This is a genomic window from Pseudomonas sp. FW305-70 (assembly GCF_058783925.1).
Genome location: NZ_JBYSYZ010000011.1, coordinates 123,817 through 149,971 on the forward strand (window position 1 = coordinate 123,817; position 26,155 = coordinate 149,971).

At 60.7% G+C, this 26,155-nt stretch carries 23 protein-coding genes; 10 read left to right on the top strand and 13 right to left on the bottom strand.

The annotated features are described in order from the left end of the window. Nucleotides 1-86: 86 nt before the first annotated feature. Nucleotides 87-1,412, bottom strand: coding sequence for a sigma-54 dependent transcriptional regulator (locus AC3WN7_RS11310; protein WP_102673779.1), 1,326 nt, complete (start codon nucleotides 1,410-1,412; stop codon nucleotides 87-89). Nucleotides 1,413-1,754: 342 nt separating this feature from the next. Here AC3WN7_RS11310 and AC3WN7_RS11315 point away from each other — a divergent pair, with 342 nt between their 5' ends. The 3 genes from AC3WN7_RS11315 (at nucleotide 1,755) to nhaB (ending at nucleotide 5,177) form a co-directional block, all read left to right on the top strand. Next, the gene (locus tag AC3WN7_RS11315; RefSeq protein ID WP_057714735.1) at nucleotides 1,755-2,021 is read left to right on the top strand and encodes a hypothetical protein; all 267 of its coding nucleotides are present in this window, start codon (nucleotides 1,755-1,757) and stop codon (nucleotides 2,019-2,021) included. A gap of 285 nt (nucleotides 2,022-2,306) precedes the next feature. Next, nucleotides 2,307-3,596: an NHL repeat-containing protein gene (locus AC3WN7_RS11320; RefSeq protein ID WP_095966684.1), complete on the top strand. Its 1,290-nt coding sequence runs from the start codon at nucleotides 2,307-2,309 to the stop codon at nucleotides 3,594-3,596. A 78-nt stretch (nucleotides 3,597-3,674) separates the two neighbouring features. After that, nucleotides 3,675-5,177 (top strand): sodium/proton antiporter NhaB, encoded by a 1,503-nt coding sequence (nhaB, locus tag AC3WN7_RS11325; protein ID WP_102673778.1) that lies wholly within the window; start codon nucleotides 3,675-3,677, stop codon nucleotides 5,175-5,177. A gap of 100 nt (nucleotides 5,178-5,277) precedes the next feature. Here nhaB and zwf read toward each other — a convergent pair whose 3' ends face one another. Continuing rightward, nucleotides 5,278-6,792, bottom strand: a complete 1,515-nt coding sequence (zwf, locus tag AC3WN7_RS11330) for a glucose-6-phosphate dehydrogenase (RefSeq protein ID WP_102673777.1) — start codon at nucleotides 6,790-6,792, stop codon at nucleotides 5,278-5,280. Continuing rightward, nucleotides 6,789-7,769 (bottom strand): phosphogluconate dehydrogenase (NAD(+)-dependent, decarboxylating), encoded by a 981-nt coding sequence (gene gnd / locus AC3WN7_RS11335; RefSeq protein ID WP_102673776.1) that lies wholly within the window; start codon nucleotides 7,767-7,769, stop codon nucleotides 6,789-6,791. Before gnd ends, zwf begins: the two co-directional genes overlap by 4 nt. Before the next feature lie 273 nt (nucleotides 7,770-8,042). Here gnd and AC3WN7_RS11340 point away from each other — a divergent pair, with 273 nt between their 5' ends. From AC3WN7_RS11340 to AC3WN7_RS11350, 3 genes are all read left to right on the top strand, one after another. After that, nucleotides 8,043-8,225, top strand: coding sequence for a DUF6026 family protein (locus tag AC3WN7_RS11340; protein WP_095966680.1), 183 nt, complete (start codon nucleotides 8,043-8,045; stop codon nucleotides 8,223-8,225). 198 nt (nucleotides 8,226-8,423) lie between these two features. After that, entirely contained in the window at nucleotides 8,424-10,160 is a 1,737-nt protein-coding gene (locus tag AC3WN7_RS11345; RefSeq protein WP_102673775.1) for a phosphoethanolamine transferase CptA, read from the top strand. A gap of 153 nt (nucleotides 10,161-10,313) precedes the next feature. Beyond that, nucleotides 10,314-10,523, top strand: a complete 210-nt coding sequence (locus AC3WN7_RS11350) for a hypothetical protein (protein ID WP_102673774.1) — start codon at nucleotides 10,314-10,316, stop codon at nucleotides 10,521-10,523. Nucleotides 10,524-11,092: 569 nt separating this feature from the next. On the opposite strand, the gene AC3WN7_RS11355 is transcribed toward AC3WN7_RS11350, so the two are convergent. The 3 genes from AC3WN7_RS11355 to zapE all read right to left on the bottom strand — a co-directional run bounded on the left by AC3WN7_RS11355 (nucleotide 11,093) and on the right by zapE (nucleotide 13,417). After that, nucleotides 11,093-11,584 carry a GNAT family N-acetyltransferase gene (locus AC3WN7_RS11355; RefSeq protein ID WP_015094987.1) on the bottom strand — a complete coding sequence of 164 codons (492 nt, stop codon included), beginning with the start codon at nucleotides 11,582-11,584 and terminating at the stop codon, nucleotides 11,093-11,095. 117 nt (nucleotides 11,585-11,701) lie between these two features. Continuing rightward, nucleotides 11,702-12,283 (bottom strand): DinB family protein, encoded by a 582-nt coding sequence (locus AC3WN7_RS11360; protein WP_095966677.1) that lies wholly within the window; start codon nucleotides 12,281-12,283, stop codon nucleotides 11,702-11,704. A gap of 15 nt (nucleotides 12,284-12,298) precedes the next feature. Then, nucleotides 12,299-13,417, bottom strand: a complete 1,119-nt coding sequence (gene zapE, locus AC3WN7_RS11365) for a cell division protein ZapE (protein ID WP_095966676.1) — start codon at nucleotides 13,415-13,417, stop codon at nucleotides 12,299-12,301. A 158-nt stretch (nucleotides 13,418-13,575) separates the two neighbouring features. Here zapE and AC3WN7_RS11370 point away from each other — a divergent pair, with 158 nt between their 5' ends. Beyond that, the gene (locus AC3WN7_RS11370) at nucleotides 13,576-14,628 is read left to right on the top strand and encodes an aldo/keto reductase (RefSeq protein WP_095966675.1); all 1,053 of its coding nucleotides are present in this window, start codon (nucleotides 13,576-13,578) and stop codon (nucleotides 14,626-14,628) included. 131 nt (nucleotides 14,629-14,759) lie between these two features. On the opposite strand, the gene speB is transcribed toward AC3WN7_RS11370, so the two are convergent. Together speB and AC3WN7_RS11380 are read right to left on the bottom strand one after the other, a co-directional pair. Then, nucleotides 14,760-15,719: an agmatinase gene (gene speB / locus AC3WN7_RS11375; RefSeq protein WP_095966674.1), complete on the bottom strand. Its 960-nt coding sequence runs from the start codon at nucleotides 15,717-15,719 to the stop codon at nucleotides 14,760-14,762. A gap of 17 nt (nucleotides 15,720-15,736) precedes the next feature. Then, nucleotides 15,737-16,828 carry a polyamine ABC transporter substrate-binding protein gene (locus tag AC3WN7_RS11380; protein WP_095966673.1) on the bottom strand — a complete coding sequence of 364 codons (1,092 nt, stop codon included), beginning with the start codon at nucleotides 16,826-16,828 and terminating at the stop codon, nucleotides 15,737-15,739. 101 nt (nucleotides 16,829-16,929) lie between these two features. On the opposite strand from AC3WN7_RS11380, the gene AC3WN7_RS11385 reads away from it, so the two are divergent. The 3 genes from AC3WN7_RS11385 to AC3WN7_RS11395 all read left to right on the top strand — a co-directional run bounded on the left by AC3WN7_RS11385 (nucleotide 16,930) and on the right by AC3WN7_RS11395 (nucleotide 20,246). Continuing rightward, the gene (locus tag AC3WN7_RS11385) at nucleotides 16,930-17,820 is read left to right on the top strand and encodes a LysR family transcriptional regulator (RefSeq protein ID WP_095966672.1); all 891 of its coding nucleotides are present in this window, start codon (nucleotides 16,930-16,932) and stop codon (nucleotides 17,818-17,820) included. Nucleotides 17,821-17,984: 164 nt separating this feature from the next. Then, the gene (locus AC3WN7_RS11390; protein WP_095966671.1) at nucleotides 17,985-19,091 is read left to right on the top strand and encodes an enoyl-CoA hydratase/isomerase family protein; all 1,107 of its coding nucleotides are present in this window, start codon (nucleotides 17,985-17,987) and stop codon (nucleotides 19,089-19,091) included. A 3-nt stretch (nucleotides 19,092-19,094) separates the two neighbouring features. After that, on the top strand, nucleotides 19,095-20,246 hold the full coding sequence (locus tag AC3WN7_RS11395) for an acyl-CoA dehydrogenase family protein (protein WP_095966670.1): 1,152 nt from the start codon (nucleotides 19,095-19,097) through the stop codon (nucleotides 20,244-20,246). 116 nt (nucleotides 20,247-20,362) lie between these two features. Here AC3WN7_RS11395 and AC3WN7_RS11400 read toward each other — a convergent pair whose 3' ends face one another. From AC3WN7_RS11400 to AC3WN7_RS11420, 5 genes are all read right to left on the bottom strand, one after another. Beyond that, nucleotides 20,363-21,136 (bottom strand): enoyl-CoA hydratase, encoded by a 774-nt coding sequence (locus AC3WN7_RS11400; RefSeq protein WP_102673833.1) that lies wholly within the window; start codon nucleotides 21,134-21,136, stop codon nucleotides 20,363-20,365. Nucleotides 21,137-21,164: 28 nt separating this feature from the next. Continuing rightward, nucleotides 21,165-22,292, bottom strand: a complete 1,128-nt coding sequence (locus AC3WN7_RS11405; protein WP_015094979.1) for an acyl-CoA dehydrogenase — start codon at nucleotides 22,290-22,292, stop codon at nucleotides 21,165-21,167. A 141-nt stretch (nucleotides 22,293-22,433) separates the two neighbouring features. Beyond that, nucleotides 22,434-23,627: an acetyl-CoA C-acyltransferase gene (locus AC3WN7_RS11410; RefSeq protein WP_095966667.1), complete on the bottom strand. Its 1,194-nt coding sequence runs from the start codon at nucleotides 23,625-23,627 to the stop codon at nucleotides 22,434-22,436. A 12-nt stretch (nucleotides 23,628-23,639) separates the two neighbouring features. Further along, on the bottom strand, nucleotides 23,640-24,401 hold the full coding sequence (locus AC3WN7_RS11415) for an SDR family NAD(P)-dependent oxidoreductase (RefSeq protein ID WP_095966772.1): 762 nt from the start codon (nucleotides 24,399-24,401) through the stop codon (nucleotides 23,640-23,642). 13 nt (nucleotides 24,402-24,414) lie between these two features. Continuing rightward, nucleotides 24,415-26,079: an AMP-binding protein gene (locus tag AC3WN7_RS11420; RefSeq protein WP_095966666.1), complete on the bottom strand. Its 1,665-nt coding sequence runs from the start codon at nucleotides 26,077-26,079 to the stop codon at nucleotides 24,415-24,417. Nucleotides 26,080-26,155 lie beyond the last annotated feature (76 nt).

The window sequence follows — 26,155 nt, forward strand, 5'->3', positions numbered from 1 at the left end:
AAACTGTAGGAGCCAGCTGGCGATGGACTCAAGCGCGCCGCGCCCCCAATTTCCATTGCAGCGGTCTTTTTGTTTGAAGCAGGAGTTCAACGAATCTGATGCTTGTGCAACAACCGGTAGAAAGTCGGGCGCGACACGCCCAATACTTTGGCGGCGACACTCAGGTTATCGCTGTGACGGCTCAATACATCGCACAACGCCTGGCGTTCGGCCCGGGTCTTGTATTCTTCGAGGGTGCCCATCGGCGCGGCAATTGCGTGTTGACTGATCAACCCCAGGTCACGAGCCTCGATCTGCCGGCCTTCGGCCAATACCAGTCCGCGACGTACGCGATTGGCCAGTTCACGCACATTGCCTGGCCAGTCGTGTTTGCCCATGGCAATCAGGGCGTCTTCGCTGAAACTGCGGGGGCGACGTCCGGTTTCACGGCTGTAGAAGTGGGAAAAGTGATTGGCCAGCATCGATAAGTCGCCATGGCGCTCGCGCAGCGGAACGGTCAGCACTTGCAGTACGTTCAGGCGGTAATACAAGTCTTCGCGAAAGCGTTTCTTCGCGATAGCGGCTTCAAGGTCGACATTCGTCGCCGCCAGCACCCGCACATCGACCGGAATCGGCTGACTGCCGCCCACCCGCTCAATGTGCTTTTCCTGGAGGAACCGCAGCAGATTGGCCTGCAACTCCAGCGGCAGGTCACCGATCTCGTCGAGAAACAGGGTGCCACCGTTAGCGGCTTCTATTCGTCCGACCTTGCGTTGATGTGCGCCGGTAAACGCACCTTTCTCATGACCGAACAACTCGGACTGGATCAAGTGTTCGGGAATCGCACCACAATTGATCGCGATGAAGGGTTTGCTGTGACGCTGGGACAGGCGATGCAGGGTTCGTGCGACCAATTCCTTGCCAGTGCCGCTTTCACCGCGAATCAATACCGGAGATTCGGTCGGGGCCAGTTTACTCAACAGTTTTCGCAGTTCACGCACAGGTTTACTGTCGCCGAGCAATTCGTGCTCGGACTGGTCAACATGCACCGTACCCTGCCCACGCAACCGCACCATGCCAAATGCCCGGCCCAGCGTTACCTGAACCCTGGACACATCGAATGGCAAGGTATGAAAGTCAAAAAACCACTCACAGACAAAGTCGCCGACATTTTTCAGTCGCAGCACTTCCTGGTTGAGTACGGCTATCCACTCTGCGCCACTGCGGCTGATCAACTCCTTGACGGGCTCCGGGTGCTCAAGGTGATACGGCTGCAGGCGTATCAAGCCCACGTCACAGGTTCGCTCAGCGGCGTGCTCCAGCGTGCAGCTGTCAACCTCCCAACCGATTTCGCGCAGTCCAGGGAGCAGACGATAGCAATCGTCACAGGGGTCCACCACTAATAGACGTCGTGAAGCTGGCGCATCGCTCATGACTGTTCCTTGACGCCAAATTTTAGAAAATTTATTAAAAACAATCATTTGGCGGACCTGACTGTAACGTTAGCAAGAACTTGACAGCCCCTTGTACCGTTTGACTATAGGACTGAAAGAAATACAGTTATAAAAAACGCCTTTGATAGTTACCTAACGACTCCTTCCTTTCATTCAGCTTTCAATGCCGGACTCATTCTTGAGCCAATGAAATAAAGTCGAAATTTCTTTTGATTGTGTGTGACCCGGACCCCGGTTGCGGGCATCAGTACAAGTAACCAGCCGAACGGTAAGCCCAACCGACGGCACATCACTTGATTGGGCATACAGAGAGAAGACCCTATGAACGCCCCGCTCCGTATCAACGAGGCACTTCTGATTGCCGACCGCGCATTCAAACCATTCAAATGCGTGGCCTGGGCTCCACAAGACGGTAATGGCGAACTCAGCCTGACCGTTATCGATCGCACCAGCACCCGCATTGGCCGCAAGCAGATCCCGAGCAGTGCTTATTCCGATCCTGCACAACTCGAACTGTTGCTGGAACAGGCCCGCGCCGAATTGAGCGAGGAAGGTTACACACTGCAGTCGTGGTCGATGCCGCACTAATCGTTTTGCGGATTACTCCGGAGTAATCCGCGCCCTCCCCCGTCTTTTAGTTGGGCTGATGGTTCTCGCCCATACGCACTCATTGCCCCGTTAGTTTGAGCTTTTGTGCGCCTGATACTTTGCAGGCTTGCCATTGGTTCGAAAAGACACTGTTGTGGCACACAGCGACTCTCCGTCTGTTAGTTCATACCGTTGTGCATCTCCCCATTCAGGGATTGAATATTCTTCTTATAAAGTCGCCACCCAAACTTCTGGATAAGGACGACTCGCAAGGAGATGCGGTTCATGCCAATCCAGTCCGCCATTGCCCGCCCCGCCGTCCGGAACACTGCCGGCACTCTCGATACGACGTTTGCAGGCAACGGTAAAACCCAGGTGTATTTCGCCGACAGCCTTTGCAGCATGGCCAACGACGTCGCAATCGATGCCCGGGGCCGTATGCTGGTGGCGGCAAAGGTCGTCATGGCCGAGGGCAGCCGCTTTGGTCTGGCCCGCTTGCTGGAGGATGGTTCGGCAGACCTTGCGTTCGGCAGGCAAGGCAGCGTCATCGGGCAATTCGAACCCGGATTCGAAGCCATGGGCGCCAGGGTTCTGGTCATGCCCGACGGCAATATCCTGTTGGCCGGCCTGCAATACGATAACGCACACCGCACGCTCCCGGGTCTGGCACTGTTCGATCAAGAGGGGCGCCTGGTTCGAAGCTTTGGCGATAATGGCCACCGCGTCGTGCGATTGCCTGGTGGTCTGTCCCTCGGTATGCGCGATATCTGGCTGCCTCCCGGTGTGCCGGGCGCTGAAGCCTGCGATGTGGGCGTACAGCGAGACGGCCGGATCCTGATTCTGGCCAACCATCACTTCGAACAGGCCGATCACGTGGGCCTGTTGATACGACTGGATGTCGAAGGCTCGCTGGACTGCTCGTTCAATGGCCGTGGCTTTGTGGTGGTCCGGCACCTGCTGATGAATACCTGGCTCAGCAGCCTGACGGTACAAGGTGACGGCCGGGTTCTGGTGGGTGGGTCGATCAACTTTCCTGAAGAAGGCTTGCTGGCGCGCTACCACGCCGACGGCCGCCTCGACGACAGTTTTGCCGTGGATGGATTCCTGACGTTCAAGGCGCGTGGGTATGGCGCCCGGGTCAGTCAGGTGGTCCAGCAAAGCAACGGTGACGTCTTGTGTTTTGGCAGCAGTCGCGAACCGATGCACTGCCTGACTTTCAAGATGCACAGCAACGGCCGCCCCGACAACCACTGCAACGCAGGCCAGCCGCAACGTCTGGTAATTGGCCACAAAGGCTGCCAGTGGAATACCGCGCAGTTACAGCCCGATGGCGGTGTGCTGACGGCGGGCGCAACCTTCGGCGGCATCGAAGCAGACTTCATTGTCGGGCGATACCTGCCCAACGGCCTTCCCGATCGCCGTTTCGGCAAAGGCAGCGGCTATACACGTACTCGCCTGGGCCCGAGCCTGGATACCGCCACCTGTGTCGCGGCGCAGGCCGACGGAAACATCGTCGTCGGCGGCTATTCACTGCATGGAAACTACAAGGCGGTCATCGCTCGCTATCAGGGGTAGGCACATGCATTTTTCCTGCGCTTGATCTTCTCACCCGCTTGCGGCAACTTGCGCGCTTCTTAAAACAAGGAGCAGCCGATGTCCGGTTCAATGGCCCAGGCGTTCGCGCACAACTTTCTCGGGCATTCGCCCCGTTGGTACAAGGCCTGCATCGTCGGCTTTCTGATTCTCAATGCCCTGGTAATGTGGACCGCAGGCCCGGTGGCGGCTGGCTGGCTGCTGGTGCTGGAGTTCATCTTCACCCTGGCCATGGCGCTCAAGTGTTATCCGTTGATGCCCGGCGGCCTGTTGTTGGTCGAAGCCCTGCTGCTGAAGATGACCACGCCCCAGGCGCTGTATGACGAGTTGCTGCACAACTTCCCGGTGATCCTGCTGCTGATGTTCATGGTGGCCGGTATCTACTTCATGAAGGACTTGCTGCTGTACCTGTTCTCGCGCCTGCTGTTGGGGGTTCGCTCCAAGGCCGCGCTGTCCCTGATGTTCTGCTTCCTGTCGGCCTTCCTGTCGGCGTTCCTCGATGCCTTGACCGTGACCGCCGTGATCATCAGTGCCGCCGTAGGCTTTTACTCGGTGTATCACCGCGTCGCCTCGGGTAACGACCCGCGCCAGGACAGCGAGTACAGCGACGACAAACATCTGCCCACCCTGCATCAGGGCGATCTCGAACAGTTCCGCGCCTTTTTGCGCAGCCTGCTGATGCACGGTGCCGTAGGCACCGCACTGGGCGGTGTGTGTACGCTGGTCGGCGAGCCGCAGAACCTGCTGATCGGCCATGAAATGGGTTGGCATTTCTACGAATTCTTCATCAAGGTTGCACCGGTATCCCTGCCGGTACTGGTTGCAGGCCTGGTGACATGCGTCCTGCTGGAAAAGCTGCGCTGGTTCGGATACGGCACGCTGCTGCCGGATAACGTCCGTGCGGTGCTGGCCAACTACGCCGCCGAAGACAATGCCGAGCGCACCGCCCGCCAACGTGCCGCGCTTCTGGTACAGGGCGCTGCCGCATTGATTCTGATCGCCGGGCTGGCGTTTCACATCGCCGAAGTGGGCTTGATCGGTTTGATGGTGATCGTATTGATCACCGCGTTTACCGGCATCACCGACGAACATCGCCTCGGCACCGCGTTCAAGGACGCCATGCCGTTTACCGCCTTGTTGGTGGTGTTTTTCGCCGTGGTCGCGGTGATTCACGACCAGCAATTGTTCTCGCCGTTGATCCAATGGGTACTCGCGCTGCCGGCGGACCAACAACCGGGCATGCTGTTCATTGCCAACGGCCTGCTGTCAGCCATCAGTGACAACGTGTTCGTCGCGACTATTTACATCACCGAAGTGAAGCGCGCATTCATGGCAGGTGAGATGACCCGCGAACATTTCGAGACGCTGGCCATTGCGATCAACACCGGCACCAACCTGCCAAGCGTGGCGACGCCCAACGGCCAGGCGGCGTTCCTGTTCTTGCTCACCTCGGCGATTGCACCGCTGGTGCGCCTGTCTTACGGTCGGATGGTCTGGATGGCGTTGCCCTACACCGTGGTCATGGGCTTGCTCGGGTGGTATGCGGTGAGCTACTGGCTGTAACCCCGCCAGCCCTGCGGGAGCGAGCTTGCTCGCGATGGCGTCGGCACATTCACATCCAAGTGCCTGACAGACCGCTTTCGCGAGCAAGCTCGCTCCCACATTACCCGAGTCGGTGCCAGACGCGACCGTCACGGGTGAGCAATTCTTCGCCGGCCTTCGGGCCGTTTTCCCCGGCAGCATAGCTCTGCACGCTGGCGTCCTGCTGCCAGGCATCGAGGAAGGGCTGCACGGCGCGCCAGCCGTTTTCGATGTTGTCGGCGCGCTGGAACAACGTCTGATCGCCGGTCAGGCAATCGTAGATCAGGGTTTCGTAGCCCGTGGACGGCTGCATCTCGAAAAAATCCTTGTAGGCAAACCCCAGTTCGATGTTGTCCATTTTCAGGGCCTGACCGGGACGCTTGGCCAACAGGTCGAACCACATGCCTTCGTTCGGCTGTATCTGAATGCGCAAATAAGTCGGCTGCAGTTCATCGACCTCGGTATCGCGAAACTGAGCATAGGGCGCCGGCTTGAAACAGATGACGATCTCGGTGTCACGCACGCTCATGCGCTTGCCAGTGCGCAGGTAGAACGGCACCCCGACCCAGCGCCAGTTATCGATCATGACCTTGAGGGCCACATAGGTTTCGGTATTGCTGTCGGGTGCGACCTTGTCTTCCTGGCGATAGCCCGGCAGCACCTTGCCGTCGATTTCACCCGCGGCGTATTGACCGCGCACCGAGTTGGCACGGGCCTCCTCGACCGTCCAGGGCCTGATCGCGCCGACGACCTTGGCCTTCTCGCCACGCACCGCATCGGCGCCAAACGCAGCGGGCGGCTCCATCGCCACCATCGCCAGCAACTGGAACAGGTGATTGGGCACCATGTCCCGCAGCGCGCCCGTGTGCTCATAAAAACTGCCACGGGTTTCCACGCCGACGGTTTCCGCGGCGGTGATCTGCACGTGGTCGATGTAGTGATTGTTCCAGAACGCTTCGAACAGGCTGTTGGAGAACCGGCTGACCAGAATGTTCTGTACGGTCTCTTTGCCCAGATAGTGATCGATCCGGTAGATCTGCTTTTCCGTCATCACCTTGAGCAGGCAGGCATTCAAGGCCTCAGCCGTTTGCAGGTCGGAGCCGAAGGGTTTTTCGATCACCACCCTTCTGAAGGCCTCGGGGGTCTCTTCCAGCAAGCCGGCGGCACCGAGTCGGCGCGCCACCTCACTGAAGAAACGCGGCGCGGTGGCCAGGTAAAACACCGCATTGCCGGTTCCGCTGTCGGCGATTTTCGCCGCCAGCGCTTGATAAGTGCTGTCGTCCAGGAAATCGCCCTGGACGTAGCTGATGCCTTTGGCAAGTCTGGACCAGACCGCTGGATCAAGGGTGTGATCGCCCTTGCCAGCCATCTCGTTGCGAATGAAGTCTTCGAGCTTTTGCGCAAAACCCTCATCGCTGATGGCGTTGTGGTCAACGCCGATGATCCGCAGTCCATCCCCGAGCAACCCGTTGCGCTTGAGGTTATACAGCGCCGGCACCAACAGACGCTTGACCAGGTCGCCATGGGCGCCAAACAGAAACAGCGTCGTCGCGGGTGCAGGCTCAGCCTTGGATTTCCTGCGGATCACGTGGGTCATTTTTTCGAGGTCTCCACGTGGCCGCCGAAGCCGAAGCGCTGGGCCGAGAGAACCTTGTCGCCAAAGGTGCCCTGGCCGCGCGAGCGGTAGCGGGAAAACAGCGAGTTCGACAGCACCGGCACCGGCACCGCTTGCTCCATTGCCGCCTCGATGGTCCAGCGGCCTTCACCGCTGTCGGCCACCGACCCGGAGAAACCGTCGAGCTTCGGATCACTGGCCAGGGCGTCGGCCGTCAGGTCGAGCAACCACGAGGACACCACGCTGCCACGACGCCAGACTTCGGCGATGTCGGCGACGTTCAGGTCGAAACGCTGGTCGGCTGGCAAGCTCTCGCTGTTTTTGGTTTGCAGGATGTCGAAGCCTTCAGCGAAGGCCTGCATCATTCCGTATTCGATGCCGTTGTGGATCATCTTCACGAAATGCCCGGCGCCGGCGGGACCGGCGTGAATGTAGCCACGCTCGGCACGATCGTCGTCGGACTTGCGGTCCTTGGTACGCGGGATGTCACCCATGCCCGGGGCCAGGGTTGCAAACAGCGGGTCGAGACGCTTAACGGTCGCGGCATCGCCGCCGATCATCATGCAGTAGCCACGCTCCAGGCCCCAGACGCCGCCGGATGTACCGACGTCGATGTAATGCAGGCCCTTTTCCGACAGGGTCCTGGCCCGGCGGATATCGTCCTTATAGAAGGTGTTGCCGCCGTCGATGATGGTGTCGCCGGCTTCGAGCAAATTGCTCAGGGTGTCGATGGTCTCTTCGGTCGGCGCGCCTGCCGGCAGCATGACCCACACCGCACGCGGCCTGGCCAGGCCAGCGACCAGCGCAGGCAGATCCGTGACGCCGGTGGAACCCTCAGCGGACAAGGCTTCGACAAAGGCGGTATTGCGGTCGTAAACAACGGTGGTGTGCCCGTTGAGCATCAGGCGCCGCGCAATATTGCCGCCCATGCGGCCCAGTCCAATAATCCCGAGTTGCATGTGCTGATGCTCCCTACTACAAATAAAAAGTGTGTCAAAGGTTATAGCCCAACGCGACTCATGAGGTTAGTCCAGAGCGTTGGCGTGAAGTTTCCGGGCATTGTGCCCGATCCTGATGGATAACGTCGGGAATCAACCCGAAGACACAACGACAATGAAAAATAAAAAAGTTCCCTTCGGGAGCAAAAGAAATCAAAATTGGCGCCGATAGTAGATCAGCCGTTGATTTCGACGCGGCTCTACAGTTGAGACACGCCATTTGCGAGGTGAGCAATGGGCACAGTACATACCGCACTGCCAGCACAAACCCTTTACGTCACTATCCGTCGCGATGAATTGCGTCAGTTGAAGGACGAACGCGATCAATTGAAACAGGAGCTGGCGCAGTTGCGACTGCTGCTGCAAACAGGTCAGACGCAACCCCTGGTTGCGGTGCAACGCGCCCCACTCGCCTGATTCCCCCGTCTCAAGCGGGAGCAGTCTGCACTGCTTCCGCACCGGCTCACGCCCTGCCGCCTCCGGCAACTCACGAAATTTTCACAATTGTCTCACGATAATTACAAGTTCCAGGCTGCCCGGTTCCGTGCGGCCCTCGTTCGTCGTCCGCGATCTCCAAGTCCCGGCGGTGTAGTGAATTCTCGGCTGGAGCGCTGAATGTCTTTGTTCGAACGCAGCAAAACGACTGCGGCAGGTTTTGATTGGGCCGGACTCGTCTGGCTGTTTGTATTCTTTTGGTACTTTTCCGGCATTACCCAACTGTTGATCCAGCTGACGGGCACCTCCGGGTTTTCCGGATTCCGCCAGGCCTTCGTCATGAGCGCGATCTGGCTGGCGCCGATGCTGCTGTTCCCCAAACAGACCCGTGTCATGGCCGCCGTGATCGGCATCGTGCTGTGGGCGTGTTCCATGGCGAGCCTGGGCTACTTCTTCATTTACCAGCAGGAATTTTCCCAGAGCGTCATCTTCATCATGTTCGAGTCGAACGTGGCTGAAGCCGGCGAGTACATGACCCAGTACTTTGCCTGGTGGATGATCCCGGCGTTCCTGGCCCACACCGCATTTGCCTATTTCCTTTGGACTCGCCTGCGCCCGGTGTACCTGCCCCGTGGCAAGGCTATCGTGGCGGCGCTGGGCATTGTCGTAGCGGTGGTCGGTTATCCGCTGATCAAGCAAACCTTGCGCACCGGCAGTTTCGCCGAAGGCTTCGACAAGTTCGAAACCCGCATCGAGCCGGCGGTGCCATGGCAGATGGCCGTGGCCTATCACCGTTATCTGGAAACCCTGGCCGGCATGCAGGACATGCTCAACAGCGCCAGCAGGATTGCACCGCTGCACAACCTCAAGGACGCCATGGCCAACACGCCTGCGACCCTGGTGCTGGTGATCGGCGAGTCCACCAACCGTCAGCGCATGAGCCTGTACGGTTACCCACGGCAAACCACGCCGGAACTGGACAAGCTCAAGGATCAACTGGACGTTTTCGACAACGTCATCACCCCGCGCCCCTACACCATTGAAGCGCTGCAACAGGTCCTGACCTTCGCCGACGAAGAAAACCCGGACCTGTACCTGTCGACGCCATCGCTGGTCAGCATGATGAAACAGGCCGGTTACAAAACCTTCTGGATCACCAACCAGCAGACCATGACCAAGCGCAACACCATGCTCACGACCTTCTCCGAACAGGCCGACGAGCAGGTGTACCTGAACAACAACCGCAACCAGAACGCCGCGCAGTACGACGGCGACGTGATCGAGCCGTTCAACAAGGCCCTGGCCGACGAGGCACCGCGCAAACTCATCGTCGTGCATCTGCTCGGCACGCACATGAGCTACCAGTACCGCTACCCGCAGGCATTCGACAGGTTCCAGGACCGCAATGGCGTACCGGCCGGCGTACGTGACGATCAGGTGCCGACGTACAACAGCTATGACAATGCTGTGCTGTACAACGACTTCGTGGTGTCCAGCCTGATCAAGGACTACGCCAGAACCGATCCGAACGGCTTTCTGCTGTACCTCTCCGACCATGGCGAAGACGTGTTCGATTCCGCAGGTCACAACACCCTGGGGCGTAACGAGAACAAGCCGACGGCACCGATGTACACCATTCCGTTCATGGCCTGGGCTTCGCCGAAATGGCGGGCAAGCCATGACTGGAACCTCGCCGGCGATCTGTCGCGTCCTTACAGCAGCTCGCACCTGATCCACACCTGGGCCGATCTGGCAGGCCTGAGCTTCGACGAACTCGATCGCAGCAAGAGTCTGGTCAGCGACGGTTTCAAGCCCCGGCCATTGATGATCGGCAACCCCTATGAGCGCGAGCAGCGCGCGTTGATCGACTTCAGCCTGATGAAGCCGAAAACGTCACCCGCGGTCGTTCAGCAGTAATCCTTTCAGGGGCCGCTTGCGGCCCCTTTTTCATGGTAAGGCCAGCGGTGAAGTTAATTCCCATTTAAGCGAATCGGCGGATAATGCCATTTCGACACTGCTTCATTGATTCATGGACGAAAGGCATCCGACATCTTTAGTGGGAGGCATACCATGAAACGCACCGCCGCGATCCTCGCCGGCCTGATGGCGCTGGGTTCGACCAGCGCATTCGCCGAAGGTGGAGCCGAACGCATGCGCTATTACTTCGAAAGTCTGCGACTGGCCCAGCAAGCAGCCCTCGGCCATCCGATCCAGAGCACCGAACTACGGGTGCCTGACGATCAAACCGCACAAATGACGGAAACCTACAGACCGAAATGATCCTCTGACTGCGGCTCTACAGTCGCAAAGGTCGGGCGTCCTGATGGACGCCCTTTTTTTGGGTTCTTCACGCATGCCAGCCTGCTGGCGATGAACTCAAATGCGCCGCGTTCATCCAGTCCAAACGCGTCATCGTTAACGACCATCGCTGGCAGGCCAGCTCCCACAAGGGGCTATACCCACGCTGAAACTGTAGGAGCCAGCCTGCTGGCGATGGACTCAAGCGCACCGCGTTCATCCGGTCCAAACGCGTAATCGTTAACGACCATCGCTGGCAGGCCAGCTCCCACAAGGGGCCATGCCCACGCTAAAACTGTAGGAGCCAGCTTGCTGGCGATGAACTCAAGTGCGCCGCGTTTAACCAGCCCAAACGCGTAATCGTTAACGACCATCGCTGGCAAGCCAGCTCCCACAAGGGGCCAAGCCCACGCTGAAACTGTAGGAGCCAGCCTGCTGGCGATGGACTCAAGCGCGCCGCGTTCATCCAGTCCAAACGCGTTATCGTTAACGACCATCGCTGGCAGGCCAGCTCCCACAAGGGAGTGCAACCAAAAAAACGCTCTGTCGAGTTAGAGGCTCTTGGTCCAGAACAGCATGCGTCCATGGGCCGGGTCGAACATGCCGGCGGCGAAACCGGCTTTTTCATACGAGCCCTGCGCCACTGCATTGCCTTCCAGCACTTCCAGGGTGAGCTTGCAGCAGCCACGCTGACGGGCGATGTCCTCGACCTTTTGCAGCATCTTCTGACTCAAGCCCAAGCCGCGAAATTTTTTCACCACCGACACGTCGTGCACATTGACCAACGGCCGGCAGGCAAAGGTCGAGAACCCCTCGAAGCAATTGACCAGCCCGGCCGGCTCGCCCCCGACAAAGGCCAGCACACTGAAAGCGTGGGGACGCCTGGCAAGCTCTGCCGGGAGTTGCTCCAGTACATGGGCCGGCAACGGCTGGCCGCCGCCCATCGGGTCCTCGGCGTAGTGGTTCAACACCAGACAAATAGCCTCGGCATGCACCGGATTGGTGTAGCTGGCCTGAAGCACAAGAATTTCTGCGGAGTCCATTTCCATCCTCGATCACACATGAAGTAGCCCCCAGCCTGTATTTCACGCTGAAGTACCGGCGGACCATAGCGCGAGCACCCGGGTATCTACAATCACCACCGCGCAATTCTTTGGCGTTCAAACGCCCCAGATCAATGCTTCCGTCCACCCCAGCTCGGCAAAATCCTCGGCCCGCAAGTGCGACTCGCCGGCGCAGAAAAACTCGTCGAGTTGCGGTGGCTTGACCGAAGTGCCGCTGAGCATGGCGTGAACCTGACCGCGATGATGGATCTGGTGTTCGAACAAATGGGACAGCAGGCGCAAACGGCTGTCGTGTTGCGGTGTGTCGCGGGCGATGGTCACGATTTTGCCAAGGCTGGCGTCGCGCAGCTGCTCGCAGTAAGCGATCAATCGGCGGTCGACATGGGCCTGTTCACGAACAAGGTCCGCCGCGATGAGGCAGGGTTCGTCTTCCTTGAAAAACACCCGGCAATCGGGATGCGGATCGTCGCCGCGCATTTCGCGCTCCAGCGCATCCACATAAAACCAGTCGCAAGTGAGGATGTGGTTGAGGGTTGCGCGGATGCTGGGGAAGAAGCTGACCCGGGCGGCGATCAACTCCTGCGGGCTCAACTGCCTCCAAGCCTTGGCCAGTCGGTGGTTGGCCCAGGCATTCTGATAAGCCATGGTCAGCAGGTGGTGCGACAGGGGCTGATTCATGTGTGCTGCTCCCGATCAGAGGTCGGCAAACCGTTGCAACTGCATTTCCTGCAATCGACTGAGGGTGCGGCGGAACGGGAATTCCAGATAACCCTCGGTATAAAGCGCTGCCATCGGCACTTGTGCCTCAAGGTACAGCGGCACCTTGCGGTCGTAGCACTCGTCCACCAGCGCGATGAAACGTCTTACGCCGTCGTCATGCACCGATAATTGTGGCAGCTCGCGGTCCCCCGCTTCCACCCGCTCGACACCGTCCTCGGTACCGCGGGCGATGCGCCCGGCACGTTTTTGCGCGCTGAGGTTGGGTACATCCCCCAACAGAATAGCGTCGTAGGTATCGCACAGGGCGATGAAATCCATGGCCGCGAAGGGTTGCTCGCACAGCGCGGCGTAGCGGGTCCAGAGCACGGTCGGGCTGGCCTTGACCACTTCCAGCGAGCGGTAACCGACCGGGACCGGCTCGCACGATGCCCACTGGCCGTCGCTCAACGTCTGGAACACCTCACCCAGCGCACCGGGCTTGCCTGGTTCAGCCACCCAATAGCGCTGCGAAACGGCCCCCGGATGCAGGCGATGGTCTTCTGCGCCATTCACCGCGATCACCTGCATGTGTTGCTTGATCGCGGCGATGGCGGGCATGAAACGGTCGCGATTGAAACCGTCGGCGTACAACTGGTCCGGCGGCAGGTTGGAGGTGCAGACCACCACCACACCCTGCTCGAACATCACCTGGAACAGGCGCCCGAGAATGATCGCGTCGCCGATGTCATTGACGAACAACTCGTCGAAACACAGCACGCGCACGGCTTCGGACAACTCGCGGGCCAACGCCTTGAGCGGGTCGGCGGTGCCGGTCAGTTGAAACGAACGCTGGTGCACCCAGCCCATGAAGTGGTGAAAGTGCTGGCGCCGCGCCGGTACTCGCAGGCTTTGGTAGAACTGGTCCATCAACCAGGTTTTACCCCGCCCCACCGGCCCCCACAGGTACACGCCGCAAACGGGAGAGCGGCCTTCATGCAGCGCTTCGTGGCATTTTTGCAGCGCCCACACGGCATGCTCCTGGGCCTCGTCCTGGACGAAGCCCTTTTGCTCGATCGCGTGCTGCCAGGCGCTTAAGGGGGATTCGAAAGTCATGGGCGGCAGTATGCCATTGCGCAGTGATGGCGTGACCGGCGATCGGCGGTTTTGTGCTGGAAAGAAATGCACCTTGACGACTTAAATGATTAGCATCATATTTTATACATGTCATGCATCATTTATAAATCCTGCCGTCATCCCTCTGGAGCTATCCCATGCATTACAAAGTATTCGGTCGTAAAACCGGCTTGAGAGTGTCCGAACTGGCCCTGGGCGCCGGCAATTTCGGTACCGGCTGGGGCCATGGTGCCGAGCGTGACGAAGCCAGGCGCATTTTTGATGGTTACCTGGAAGCCGGCGGCAACTTCATCGATACCGCCAATGGTTATCAGGGCGGGCAGTCCGAGGCCATGCTCAGCGAATTCATCAATAGCGAACGGGATAGCCTGGTCATCGCCACCAAATACACCCTGGGGACTACACCGGCGGCCGGTATTTCCCACACGGGCAACAGCCGCAAGAACATGGTGCGCGCCGTCGAAGAGAGCCTGAAACGGCTGAAGACCGATCACATCGACCTGTTCTGGGCCCACATGAGCGACGGCGTCACCCCCATGGAAGAGATCCTGCGCGGCTTCGACGACCTGGTCAGTGCCGGCAAGATCCACTATGCCGGGCTGTCGAACTTCCCCGCGTGGCGCATCGCCCGCGCCGACCTGCTGGCTGAAGTCCGTGGTTTTGCGCCGATCGCTGCGATCCAGGTCGAGTACAGCCTCGCCGAACGCACCGCCGAGCGCGAACAACTGCCGATGGCCGAAGCCCTTGGCCTGGCCGCGACGCTGTGGTCGCCGCTGGGTGGCGGCTTCCTGACCGGTAAATATCGCAACAGCGAAGGCGACAACCGCGCGAACAAGCTCGGCGTGCTGATTCATGCTGAAAAAAGCGCCCGCGAAACCGCCCTGCTCGACACCTTGATCGACGTCGCCGCAGAACTCGACGCCAGCCCGACCCACGTGGCGATTGCCTGGTTGCGAGAAAAGGCCAGCCGCTCGACCACGGCGCTGATTCCGATCCTGGGTTCGCGGACACGTGAACAACTGGACGCCACGTTGGGCGCGCTGAATGTGCAGTTGAGTGCTGAGCAGGTGGCACGGCTGGACGGTGTCAGCGAGGTGGCCCAAGGCGTGCCGCACGAATCCATTGCCGGTTCGTTCGCGCGGTTCAGTGGTGGTCAGGTCCTCGACCTGCCAATCGTTCCAGTCGCCTGACACCAATCCAAACTGTGGGAGCGGCGGTGCGGCGATCCGACTTGCTCGCGAAGGCGTCGTATCAGTCGACATGGTTGTTGAATGACACACCGCTTTCGCGAGCAAGCCCGCTCCCACATTTCGACCCTGTACTACTTATCGACCTTATGCCTGGCCGCATACAGACACAGCATCTCCATCGCCAATGTTGCCGCCGCCAGTGAGGTGATCTCCGCACTGTCATAGGCCGGCGCCACTTCCACCACGTCCATGCCCACCAGATTGATCCCGCGCAGGCCGCCGAGGATCTCCAGCGCCTGCACCGTGCTCAGGCCGCCGCACACCGGCGTTCCGGTACCCGGAGCGAATGCCGGATCGAGGCAGTCGATGTCGAAGGTCAGGTACACCGGGTTATCGCCGACCCGCGCGCGAATCGCCTCGACAATCGCTTCGCAGCCACGGCGATGCACCTGTCGCGCATCCAGCACTTGAAAGCCCTGGTGATCGTCATTGGTGGTGCGCAAGCCGATTTGCACCGAGCGCGACGGATCCACCAGCCCTTCCCTGGCCGCGTGCCAGAACATGGTGCCGTGGTCGATGCGCTTGCCCTCTTCGTCCGGCCAGGTGTCGCTGTGGGCGTCGAAGTGGATCAGCGACAATGCCCCGTGCTTGCGGGCATGGGCCTTGAGCAGCGGATAGGTGATGAAATGGTCGCCGCCAAAGGTCAGCATGGCCGTGCCGGCGTTTAGGATGTGCTCGGCGTGGGCCTCGATGCATTCCGGCGTCGATTGCGGCGAACCGTAATCGAATTTGCAATCGCCAAAATCGATCACCGCCAGATGGTCGAACGGATCAAAGGCCCACGGCCAGTGCCGTTCCCAGGCGATCCCGGCGGAGGCGGCGCGAATGCCCCGTGGTCCGAAGCGTGCGCCGGGGCGGTTGCTGGTGGCGGTGTCGAACGGCACACCGCTGACCGCCACGTCGACCCCGCGCAAGTCACGACTGTAGCGGCGACGCATGAAACTGGTGATACCGGCGTAAGTGCTTTCGGCGGCCGTGCCATAGAGGCTGTCACGGGTAAGGGCTTGATCGTTCTGCATCGGGACGTCCATTGAAGGCTCCTTTATTGTTATTGGCGACTACGGAAAGTGGTCCACAGGCGGGTGCGCTGACGCAGGTCCTTGAGGTTCATGCTGCGATCGGCGTACAGCCGCTCACGTACATCAGCCAGGGGGTAGATGTCCGGATCGGTGCGCACCGCTTCATCCACCAGCCGCGTGGCGGCCTGGTTCGCCGTGGCGAAGAACAGGGTGTTGGTCAGTGCCGCCACGGACTCGGGGCGCAACATGAACTCGATAAAGGCACGGGCGGCTTCGGGGTGCGGCGCGTCCATGGGAATCGCCAGGTTGTCCTGCCAGACGAGGGTGCCCTCCCTGGGAATCCGGTAGGCAATTTCATAGGGTTTGCTGGCCTTGCGTGCCTGGTCGGCGGCCATGCTCGCGTCTCCGTTGTAGGTCAATGCCAGGCACACGCTGCCATTGGCCAGGTCGCTGATCTGCCGCCCGGTGGCGACGTACAGCACGTTAGGCTGCAGCTGATGCAACAATGCCTCGGCGGCTGACAGATCGTTCTTGTCGGTGCTGTAGGGATCTTTACCCAGGTAATGCAGAGCGAGCCCGATCACCTCCTGGGGCGAATCGAGAATGGCGATGCCGCAATCCTTCAACTTGCTCGCGTACTCGGGCTTGAACAGCAGATCCAGGCTGTTGAGCGGTACGTCCGGCAAGCGCTGCTTGAGCGCCTCGACGTTCATGCCCAAACCCAGGGTGCCCCAGGTATAAGGCACACCGTAGCGGTTGCCGGGATCGACGGCGGCGAGCTTTTCCAGCAAATCCGGATCGAGGTTGGCGTAACCCTTGAGGCCTTCGTGGGGAATCGGTTTCAACGCCCCGGCCGCAAGCCCCCGCGCCAGTACGCTGGAGGACGGCACCACCACGTCATAACCGCTGCCGCCGGTGAGCAATTTGGTCTCCAGTACTTCCGAAGAGTCAAAGGTGTCGTAGCGCACATGGATGCCGGTTTCCTCCTCGAACCGTTGCAGGGTTTCGGGGGCGACGTAATCGGCCCAACTGTACAGATTGACCACCTTGTCCTCGGCCTGGGCCGATGCGGCCATGGCAAGGAATAACGCGGGTAAACACAGCTTGAACATGGGAGCCATGACGAACACCTGACCGGAGGAAGTGGTTGCAGGATGCGTCGTCGGTTACATTGGTGAAATATCAAGTTAATTAACCTGACTTTATGACGGAGTAATGTTTGATGCTCGGCCAACTGCATGATCTGGACCTGCACCTGTTGCGTCTGTTTGTCAGCGTGGTGGAGTGCGGCGGATTCAGCGCCGCCCAGGGCCAGCTGGGGTTGAGCCAGTCGAGCATCAGCCAGCAGATGGCCAAGCTGGAAACCCGCCTCGGCTATCGACTGTGCAGTCGCGGTAAAGGCGGGTTCAGGCTCACGCCCAAGGGCGAACAACTCCTCAGCGCGACCCGTGGCTTGTTCCAGTCCATCGAAGCCTTCCGCCATCAATCCAACGGCGTAGCCGGGCGCTTGATCGGCGAAGTGCGCCTGGGCCTGTCCGAGGCGCTGGATCAATCGGTGCTGCAGCGGGTGGCCGAGGCGATCCGGCGTTTTCGTGAACGGGACGAATCGGTGCGCATCGAGCTGATCAGCGCCATGCCCGGCGAGATGGAGCGCTTGCTGCTGCAACAGCGGCTGGACCTGGCCATCGGCTACTTCTCGCAGGTGCAAAGCGCGTTTGACTACCGCGAACTGTTCATTGAAACCCAGCACCTGTATTGCGCTCCCGGCCATCCGCTGTTCACCAACGCAAACCCGGACGATCAGGACCTGCAGGCCAGCGACCGGGTTGGTCACCCCTACCGTTTCCTGCGCAGTGACGAGCCCTTTCAGGGCGAGCGGTGTTCGGCCCGTTCGGAACAGGTCGAAGGCACCCTCGCCTTCATCCTGTCCGGCAAGCATATCGGTTATCTGCCCAGCCACTTTGCCCGCACCTGGGAAGACAAGGGATTGCTGCGGTCGGTGCGCAGCGACATGAGTTTCGACGTCGCGTTTCACCTGGCCCGGCACCGGGCGCAGGTGGCCGGGGATGCGCAGAAGGCCTTCGAAGAGGATCTGCTCGCGGCGTTTGTCTGAATCCACCGTGGTCTACGCTGTAACAATGCCGGACATCTACATGCAAAAATGCACAGATGACCTGCACTTATCCGGCTTGTACACGGCAAATTTGCACTGTTACGATCCGCCATCGCTCGCGCGCGAGCATCTCGATAAAGAACAATAAAAGCAGGGAGTTAGTGATGACTGCTCAGGTTACATCGAATGGGCCGCTGTCCATGGATGCCATGCAAAACGAAGTGCTGGCCGAGGTTCGCAACCACATCGGTCACCTGACCCTCAACCGCCCCGCCGGCCTCAATGCCCTGACCCTGGACATGGTGCGCAACCTGCACCGCCAGCTCGACGCCTGGGCCCACGACCCGCAAGTGTATGCCGTGGTCCTGCGCGGTGCCGGCGAAAAAGCCTTCTGCGCCGGCGGCGACATTCGTTCGCTGCATGACAGCTTCAAAAGCGGCGACACCCTGCACGAAGATTTCTTCGTCGAGGAATACGCCCTTGACCTGGCGATCCACCATTACCGCAAACCGGTGCTGGCCCTGATGGACGGTTTTGTCCTCGGCGGCGGCATGGGCCTGGTGCAAGGCGCGGACCTGCGGGTGGTCACCGAGAAAAGCCGCCTGGCCATGCCGGAAGTCGGTATCGGCTATTTCCCCGACGTCGGCGGCAGCTACTTCCTGCCGCGCATCCCCGGTGAACTGGGGATTTACCTGGGCGTCAGCGGCGTGCAGATTCGCGCCGCCGATGCGCTGTATTGCGGCCTGGCCGACTGGTACCTCGAAAGCGACAAACTGGGCACGCTGGACGAAAAACTCGACCAGCTCGAATGGCACGACACACCACTCAAGGATCTGCAAAGCTTGCTGGCAAAACTCGGCGTGCAGCAACTGCCTGATGCGCCACTGGCGACTTTGCGCCCGGCCATCGACCACTTCTTCGCCCAACCCGACGTGCCGAGTATTGTGGAGCAACTGCGCCAGGTCTCGGTCGCCGACAGCCATGCGTGGGCCGTCACCACCGCCGACCTGCTGGAAACCCGTTCGCCGCTGGCCATGGGCGTCACCCTGGAAATGCTCCGTCGCGGACGCGAACTGCCCCTTGAACAATGTTTCGCCCTTGAGCTGCACCTGGACCGCCAGTGGTTCGAGCGCGGTGACCTGATCGAAGGCGTGCGCGCCTTGCTGATCGACAAAGACAAGACACCACGCTGGAACCCGCCCACCCTCCAGGCGCTGGACGCCGAACACGTGGCGAGTTTCTTCAGCGGATTTGACCGGAACGAGGGCTGAGCCATGCACGATATCGAATTGAGCGAAGAGCAAGTGATGATCCGCGACATGGCCCGGGATTTTGCCCGTGGCGAAATCGCGCCCCATGCCCAGGCCTGGGAAAAGGCCGGCTGGATCGATGACGGTCTGGTGGCGAAGATGGGTGAGCTGGGCCTGCTGGGCATGGTGGTCCCCGAGGAATGGGGTGGCACCTATGTCGACTACGTGGCCTATGCACTGGCGGTAGAAGAGATTTCCGCCGGCGACGGCGCTACCGGCGCTTTCATGAGCATCCACAACTCCGTGGGCTGCGGGCCGGTGCTCAACTACGGCAGCGAAGAACAGAAACAGACCTGGCTGGCGGACCTGGCCAGCGGAAAGGTCATTGGCTGCTTCTGCCTGACCGAACCCCAGGCCGGTTCCGAAGCGCACAACCTGCGCACCCGCGCCGAACTGCGCAACGGCCAATGGGTGATCAACGGCGCCAAGCAATTCGTCAGCAACGGCAAGCGCGCCAAGCTGGCGATTGTATTTGCCGTGACCGATCCGGACCTGGGCAAACGTGGCATCTCGGCGTTCCTGGTACCGACCGATACCGCCGGTTTTATCGTTGACCGCACTGAACACAAAATGGGTATCCGCGCGTCCGACACCTGCGCCGTCACCCTGAACAACTGCGCCATCCCCGAAGCCAATCTGCTGGGTGAACGCGGCAAAGGCCTGGCCATCGCCCTGTCCAACCTCGAAGGCGGCCGCATCGGCATCGCCGCCCAGGCGCTGGGCATCGCCCGCGCGGCGTTCGAAGCGGCGCTGGCCTATTCCCGTGACCGGGTGCAATTTGGCAAGACGATCAATGAGCACCAGAGCATCGCCAACCTGCTGGCCGACATGCACATGCAACTGAACGCCGCACGGTTGATGATCCTGCACGCTGCGCGCCTGCGCACAGCTGGAAAGCCCTGCCTGTCGGAGGCATCACAGGCCAAGCTGTTTGCGTCGGAAATGGCGGAAAAGGTCTGTTCGTCCGCGATTCAGATTCATGGCGGGTACGGGTATCTGGAAGACTACCCGGTGGAGAAGTACTACCGGGATGCGCGGATCACGCAGATCTACGAAGGCTCGAGCGAGATTCAGCGGATGGTGATTGCCCGTGAACTGAAGAACTATCTGGTTTGACCCGGTAAAAATCAAAAGCTTCGCGAGCAAGCCCGCTCCCACACTGGATCCCGGCGTTTATGAGATCCCTTTGTGGGAGCGGGCTTGCTCGCGAAGGCGTCAGCAAATACGCCGCATTACTTACCGACGAACTGCGCCTCACGCTTGGCAATGAACGCCGCCATGCCTTCCTTCTGATCCTGCGTCGCAAACGCCGCATGGAACACCCGACGCTCAAAGCGCACGCCTTCGGACAGGCTCACTTCAAAGGCACGGTTGACGCTTTCCTTGACCATCATCGCAATCGGCAGCGACTTTTTGGCGATCAACGCCGCGACTTTCAGCGCTTCGTCCAGCAGCTCATCGCTTGGCACGATCCGCGCCACGATGCCGCAACGCTCCGCTTCCACGGCATCGATCAAACGCCCGCTCAGGCACATTTCCATGGCCTTGGCCTTGCCCACGGCGCGGGTCAGGCGTTGGGTGCCGCCCATGCCCGGCAACACGCCCAGGTTGATTTCCGGCTGGCCGAATCTGGCGTTGTCGCCGGCCAGAATGAAGTCGCACATCAGCGCCAGCTCACAACCGCCACCCAGGGCAAAACCGTTGACCGCCGCGATGATCGGCTTGCGGCGGTTGGCGACGCGGTCGCTGTCGCTGAACAGGTCGTCGAGGTAGATCTGCGGGTAGGTCAGCTCGGCCATTTCCTTGATGTCGGCACCCGCGGCAAACGCCTTTTTCGAACCGGTCAGGACGATACAGCCGATGTTCGCATCCGCCTCGAAACCATCAAGGGCCTGGTTCAGCTCGCTGACGATCTGCGCGTTCAACGCGTTCAACGCCTGAGGGCGGTTGAGGGTGATCAGGCCAACGCGGCCGTGGGTTTCCAGCAAAATCGTTTCGTAGTTCAGCTCTTTGTCGTTCACAGGGGACTCCTTCTTATAAATTGCGCGAGATGACCATGCGCTGAATGTCGCTGGTGCCTTCGTAGATCTGGCACACCCGCACGTCGCGGTAGATCCGCTCCAGCGGGAAGTCGTTGAGGTAACCATAACCGCCGAGGGTTTGCAGCGCCGAGGAGCATACCTTCTCGGCCATTTCCGAGGCGAACAACTTGGCCATCGATGCCTCGACCAGGGCCGGCTTGCCGCTGTCGCGCAGGGCCGCGGCGTAGTGCACCATTTGCCGCGCCACGGCGATCTGGGTGGCCATGTCCGCCAGGCGGAACGCCACGGCCTGATGCTCGATGATCGGCTTGCCGAAACTCTCGCGCTCACGGGCGTAGTCGCGAGCCGCTTCAAACGCGGCACGGGCCATGCCCACCGATTGCGAGGCGATGCCGACGCGGCCACCTTCCAGGTTGGCCAGGGCGATCCTGTAGCCTTCGCCCTCCTCACCCAAACGGTTGGCCACCGGCACCTTCACGTCTTCGAAGAGGATCTGGCAGGTGTCGGACGCGTGCTGGCCGAGCTTGTCCTCGACCCGCGCGACTTTATAACCCGGCGAATCGGTCGGTACGATAAACGCGCTGATGCCACGTTTGCCGGCGTTCGGATCGGTCACCGCAAACACGATCACTACCCCGGCATTCTGCCCGGAGGTGATGAACTGCTTGCAGCCGTTGAGCACGTAGTGATCGCCTTCCAGACGCGCACGGGTTTTCAGGCCGCTGGCGTCGGAACCCGCCTGGGGCTCGGTCAGGGCGAAAGCGCCGAGCATCGCGCCGCTGGCCAACGGCTTGAGGAAGCGCTCCTTCTGCTCGTCGTTGCCGTAGTTGAGGATCGGCACACAACCCACGGAGTTGTGCACGCTCATGATGGTCGAGCAGGCGCCATCGCCGGCGGCGATTTCTTCCAGCGCCATGGCGTAGGCCAGGTAACCGGTGTCGCACCCGCCCCACTGCTCCGGCACCAGCATGCCGAAGAAGCCCAAGCCGGCCATCTCGCCGATGGCTTCCTTGGGGAAGCGGTGTTCGCGGTCCCACTCGGCGGCGAAGGGTTTGAGCCGTTCCTGGGCAAAGTCCCGGGCCATGTCGCGGATTTGTTGTTGGTCGTCATTGGGGATCATGGTGAATCCTTGAATCTGGTTACGACGCAGCCCCCTGTGGGAGCGGGCTTGCTCGCGAAGAGGCCGTGTCAGTCGACATCATCGTCGGATGACACACCGCTTTCGCGAGCAAGCCCGCTCCCACATGGGATAGCGTCAGGTTCAGTACAGGCATTCCACGGCCATCGCCGTCGCTTCACCGCCACCGATGCAGATCGCCGCGACGCCGCGCTTCAGGCCTTTCTGGCGCAGGGCCGACAGCAAGGTCACGAGAATCCGCGCGCCAGACGCCCCGATCGGGTGGCCCAAGGCGCAAGCTCCGCCGTGCACATTGAGTTTCTCGTGAGGGATTTCCAGATGGGTCATCGCGGCCATGCCAACCACGGCGAAGGCTTCGTTGACTTCCACCAGATCGACGTCATTGATCGACCAGCCGGTTTTCTTCATCAGCTTCTTGATCGCACCAATCGGCGCCACCGGGAACAGGCCCGGGGTGTCGGCGAACGCAGCGTGGCCATGGATCACCGCCAGCGGCTTCAGGCCTTGTTTCTGTGCCTGGGACTGGCGCATCAGCACCAATGCCGCCGCACCGTCGGAAATCGAACTGGAGTTGGCCGCCGTCACCGTACCGCCTTCACGGAACGCCGGTTTCAACGAAGCGATCTTGTCCAGCTTGGCTTTTGGCGGCTGCTCGTCGTTGCTGATCACCACTTGCTCTTTGCCGACCGTCACGGTCAGCGGGACGATTTCGGCCTTGAAGCTGCCGTCCTTGATCGCCTGTTGCGCACGGGTGGTCGAGGCGATGGCGAACGCGTCCTGAGCTTCCCGGCTGAAGCTGTTGGTTTCGGCGCAGTCTTCGGCGAAGGTGCCCATCAGGCGGCCCTTGTCGTAGGCGTCTTCGAGGCCGTCCAGGAACATCGAGTCCTGCACCCGGCCATGGCCCATGCGGTAGCCGGCACGGGCACGGTCCAGCAGGTAAGGCGCGTTGGACATGCTTTCCATGCCACCGGCGACCACCACGTCGGCACTGCCAGCCACCAGCATGTCGTGGGCCAGAATCGCCGCTTCCATGCCCGAACCGCACATCTTGTTCAGGGTGGTGCAGCGGGTCGATTTATCCAGCCCGGCACCCAGTGCCGCCTGGCGCGCAGGGGCCTGGCCAAGGCCAGCCGGCAGTACGCAGCCAAACAGCACTTCGTCGATGCCGTCACTGGAAACGCCGGCACGTTCAACGGCGGCCTTGATAGCGGCGGCACCCAGTTGCGGCGCGGTCAGGCTTTTCAGTTCGCCCTGGAATCCACCCATGGGGGTGCGGACGGCGCTGACGATTACAATCGGATCGTTGGACATTGTCATGACAAATCCTCCTTATTTGGCGGCCATGCGCAAGGCACCGTCGAGACGGATCACCTCGCCGTTGAGCATGCTGTTTTCAATAATATGCCTGACCAGCCCGGCATACTCGCCCGGTTTGCCCAAACGCGGCGGGAATGGCACGCCAGCGGCCAGAGAATCGCGGACTTCCTGGGTCATGCCAGCCATCATCGGCGTCTCGAAAATGCCCGGTGCAATGGTCATTACACGGATGCCGAAGCGTGCCAGTTCACGGGCCGCCGGCAATGTCAGGCTGACGATAGCCCCTTTGGACGCCGAGTAGGCCGCCTGACCGATCTGACCGTCGTAAGCCGCGGCAGAAGCAGTGTTGATGATCACGCCGCGTTCGCCATCGGCATCCGCTTCGGTTTGCGCAATCGCCGCTGCCGCAAGGCGCAGCATGTTGAAGCTGCCGATCAGGTTGACGTTGATCACCTGGCTGAAACTGGACAGCAAGTGCGGACCGTTCTTGCCGAGAATCTTCTCGCCACGCACGATGCCGGCGCAATTGACCAGACCATTGAGGCCGCCAAAGGCTTCGACCGTCGCCTGCACGGCCGCTTCGGCCGCCGCTTCGTTGCTGATGTCCGCCACCACGCTGTGCGCGCCAAGGCGCTGGGCCTGGGCTGCAACGGCCTCGGCATTCATGTCCACCAGCATCACTTTCGCGCCTGCGGCGACCAGCACCTCGGCCGTCGCTGCGCCGAGGCCGGAAGCACCACCGGTGACGATAAAAATCTTGTTCTGGATCTGCATCATTGTTTCCCTTTCAAGCTGGAAGGTTCTTCGCCGCAGCCTCTTGAGCCTTGGCGATTTCCTGGTTGCGCAAGATAAAGCGCTGCAATTTGCCGCTTGGGGTTTTCGGCAACTCGCTGACAAATTCGATTTCACGGGGGTAGGAATGCGCCGCCAGGCGCTTGCGCACGTGCTGGCGCAGCTCTTCGGCCAACGCAGGTTCTGCGCGGTATTGCGCGCTGAGCACGACGAACGCCTTGACCAGTTCGGTGCGCTCCGGATCGGGTTTGCCAACCACGGCGGCCTCGACCACAGCCGGGTGTTCGATCAGCGCACTTTCCACGTCGAACGGGCCGACCCGGTAGCCGGAGGTGGTGATCACGTCATCGCTGCGACCGACGAAGCTGATGCTGCCGTCCGGGTTCCACTCGACGGTGTCGCCACTCAAGTAGTAGTTGCCGACAAAGGCCTTGGTCGGCCCGCCTTCGTAGCCGGCGAACCAGCACATCGGCGACTGGCTGCGGTCGATGGCCAGGATGCCGGGCTGGCCAACGCCGAGTTCCTTGTATTCGTCATCGAGGACCGCAATGCGGTGGCCCGGCGAGGTAAAACCGGCGGCGCCCATGTGAATCGGGTGTTCAAGGCCATGGTGGTTGCACAGCACCATGCCCAACTCGGTCTGGCCGTAGTGGTCGTGGATGACCACGCCGAGGTTGTCGGCGAACCAGCGGATCACTTCCGGGTTCAGCGGCTCGCCGGCGCTGCTGACGATGCGCAGCTTGCCCTTGATCGACCTGGCGAACTCATCGCCGCCGGCAATCAGCAAACGGTAGGCCGTCGGGGAGCCCGCGAGGTTGGTAATCCCGTACTTGTTGATCACCCGGCAGGTACTTTCGAGGGTGAACGGGCCATCGTAAAAGGTGATTGGATGCCCCATCGACATGGGCCCGGTGACACCGTAGTAAATGCCGTAGGCCCAACCCGGATCGGCGAGGTTCCAGAAGGCGTCTTCCGGGCGCAGGTCAACCGCGTCGCGGATGTAGCTCTGGAACGCAACGATGGCCTTGAGCGGCACCGACAGCGCTTTCGACGGGCCGGTGGTGCCCGAGGTGAACATCATCAGGAACGGATCTTCGCCAGTCAGCAGCACGGGTTCGCAGTGGGAAGAATAGTTGGCCAGTTCGGCCCAGAAACTGCAATCGCCACCCACCAGGCCCTGCCCTTTGGGGCCGGTGACGGTAACGATGGTCGGGCAGTCGGCGACCTCGGTAAGTTTTGGCCGGTTCACCGCATCGGTCACCACCACTTTGGCGCCAGAGCAGCTCAGGCGGTGCTCGATGGCTTTGGGGCCGAACGCGGTGAACAGCGGTTGATACACCGCGCCGATGCGCCAGGCGGCGAACACGGTGATCAGCAATTCGATGTTGCGTGGCAGCAGGCCGGCGACCTTGTCACCCTTCTTCACGCCCTGGGCCAACAGGTAATTGGCGAAACGCGCGGCCTTGTCCTGCAAATCAGTGAAGGTGTAGGTCGCACTGGCGCCGTCGCGCCCCTCCCAGAACAGCGCGATGCGACCCGGCAAGGCATGCCGGTCACAGCATTCGACACAGGCGTTGAGTGCCGTCAGATCGCCTGCGAGTGTGGCGTCGACGGTGTGCTGATAGTTGAACTGATCTGTAACAGACAAGTAATCGCGCATTGCCAGAATCCCTTTGTGTTTCTTATTAGGTTGGGGGGAACCGTAATCAACAGGGAAATACTCGCTCTGCCAGGGG

What these genes read in the sequence shown, in the direction of transcription:
- AC3WN7_RS11310 (WP_102673779.1), bottom strand. Translation starts at nt 1,412, where the DNA reads ATGAGCGATGCGCCAGCTTCACGACGTCTATTAGTGGTGGACCCCTGT.
- AC3WN7_RS11315 (WP_057714735.1), top strand. Translation starts at nt 1,755, where the DNA reads ATGAACGCCCCGCTCCGTATCAACGAGGCACTTCTGATTGCCGACCGC.
- AC3WN7_RS11320 (WP_095966684.1), top strand. Translation starts at nt 2,307, where the DNA reads ATGCCAATCCAGTCCGCCATTGCCCGCCCCGCCGTCCGGAACACTGCC.
- nhaB (WP_102673778.1), top strand. Translation starts at nt 3,675, where the DNA reads ATGTCCGGTTCAATGGCCCAGGCGTTCGCGCACAACTTTCTCGGGCAT.
- zwf (WP_102673777.1), bottom strand. Translation starts at nt 6,792, where the DNA reads ATGACCCACGTGATCCGCAGGAAATCCAAGGCTGAGCCTGCACCCGCG.
- gnd (WP_102673776.1), bottom strand. Translation starts at nt 7,769, where the DNA reads ATGCAACTCGGGATTATTGGACTGGGCCGCATGGGCGGCAATATTGCG.
- AC3WN7_RS11340 (WP_095966680.1), top strand. Translation starts at nt 8,043, where the DNA reads ATGGGCACAGTACATACCGCACTGCCAGCACAAACCCTTTACGTCACT.
- AC3WN7_RS11345 (WP_102673775.1), top strand. Translation starts at nt 8,424, where the DNA reads ATGTCTTTGTTCGAACGCAGCAAAACGACTGCGGCAGGTTTTGATTGG.
- AC3WN7_RS11350 (WP_102673774.1), top strand. Translation starts at nt 10,314, where the DNA reads ATGAAACGCACCGCCGCGATCCTCGCCGGCCTGATGGCGCTGGGTTCG.
- AC3WN7_RS11355 (WP_015094987.1), bottom strand. Translation starts at nt 11,584, where the DNA reads ATGGACTCCGCAGAAATTCTTGTGCTTCAGGCCAGCTACACCAATCCG.
- AC3WN7_RS11360 (WP_095966677.1), bottom strand. Translation starts at nt 12,283, where the DNA reads ATGAATCAGCCCCTGTCGCACCACCTGCTGACCATGGCTTATCAGAAT.
- zapE (WP_095966676.1), bottom strand. Translation starts at nt 13,417, where the DNA reads ATGACTTTCGAATCCCCCTTAAGCGCCTGGCAGCACGCGATCGAGCAA.
- AC3WN7_RS11370 (WP_095966675.1), top strand. Translation starts at nt 13,576, where the DNA reads ATGCATTACAAAGTATTCGGTCGTAAAACCGGCTTGAGAGTGTCCGAA.
- speB (WP_095966674.1), bottom strand. Translation starts at nt 15,719, where the DNA reads ATGGACGTCCCGATGCAGAACGATCAAGCCCTTACCCGTGACAGCCTC.
- AC3WN7_RS11380 (WP_095966673.1), bottom strand. Translation starts at nt 16,828, where the DNA reads ATGGCTCCCATGTTCAAGCTGTGTTTACCCGCGTTATTCCTTGCCATG.
- AC3WN7_RS11385 (WP_095966672.1), top strand. Translation starts at nt 16,930, where the DNA reads ATGCTCGGCCAACTGCATGATCTGGACCTGCACCTGTTGCGTCTGTTT.
- AC3WN7_RS11390 (WP_095966671.1), top strand. Translation starts at nt 17,985, where the DNA reads ATGACTGCTCAGGTTACATCGAATGGGCCGCTGTCCATGGATGCCATG.
- AC3WN7_RS11395 (WP_095966670.1), top strand. Translation starts at nt 19,095, where the DNA reads ATGCACGATATCGAATTGAGCGAAGAGCAAGTGATGATCCGCGACATG.
- AC3WN7_RS11405 (WP_015094979.1), bottom strand. Translation starts at nt 22,292, where the DNA reads ATGATCCCCAATGACGACCAACAACAAATCCGCGACATGGCCCGGGAC.
- AC3WN7_RS11410 (WP_095966667.1), bottom strand. Translation starts at nt 23,627, where the DNA reads ATGACAATGTCCAACGATCCGATTGTAATCGTCAGCGCCGTCCGCACC.
- AC3WN7_RS11415 (WP_095966772.1), bottom strand. Translation starts at nt 24,401, where the DNA reads ATGCAGATCCAGAACAAGATTTTTATCGTCACCGGTGGTGCTTCCGGC.
- AC3WN7_RS11420 (WP_095966666.1), bottom strand. Translation starts at nt 26,079, where the DNA reads ATGCGCGATTACTTGTCTGTTACAGATCAGTTCAACTATCAGCACACC.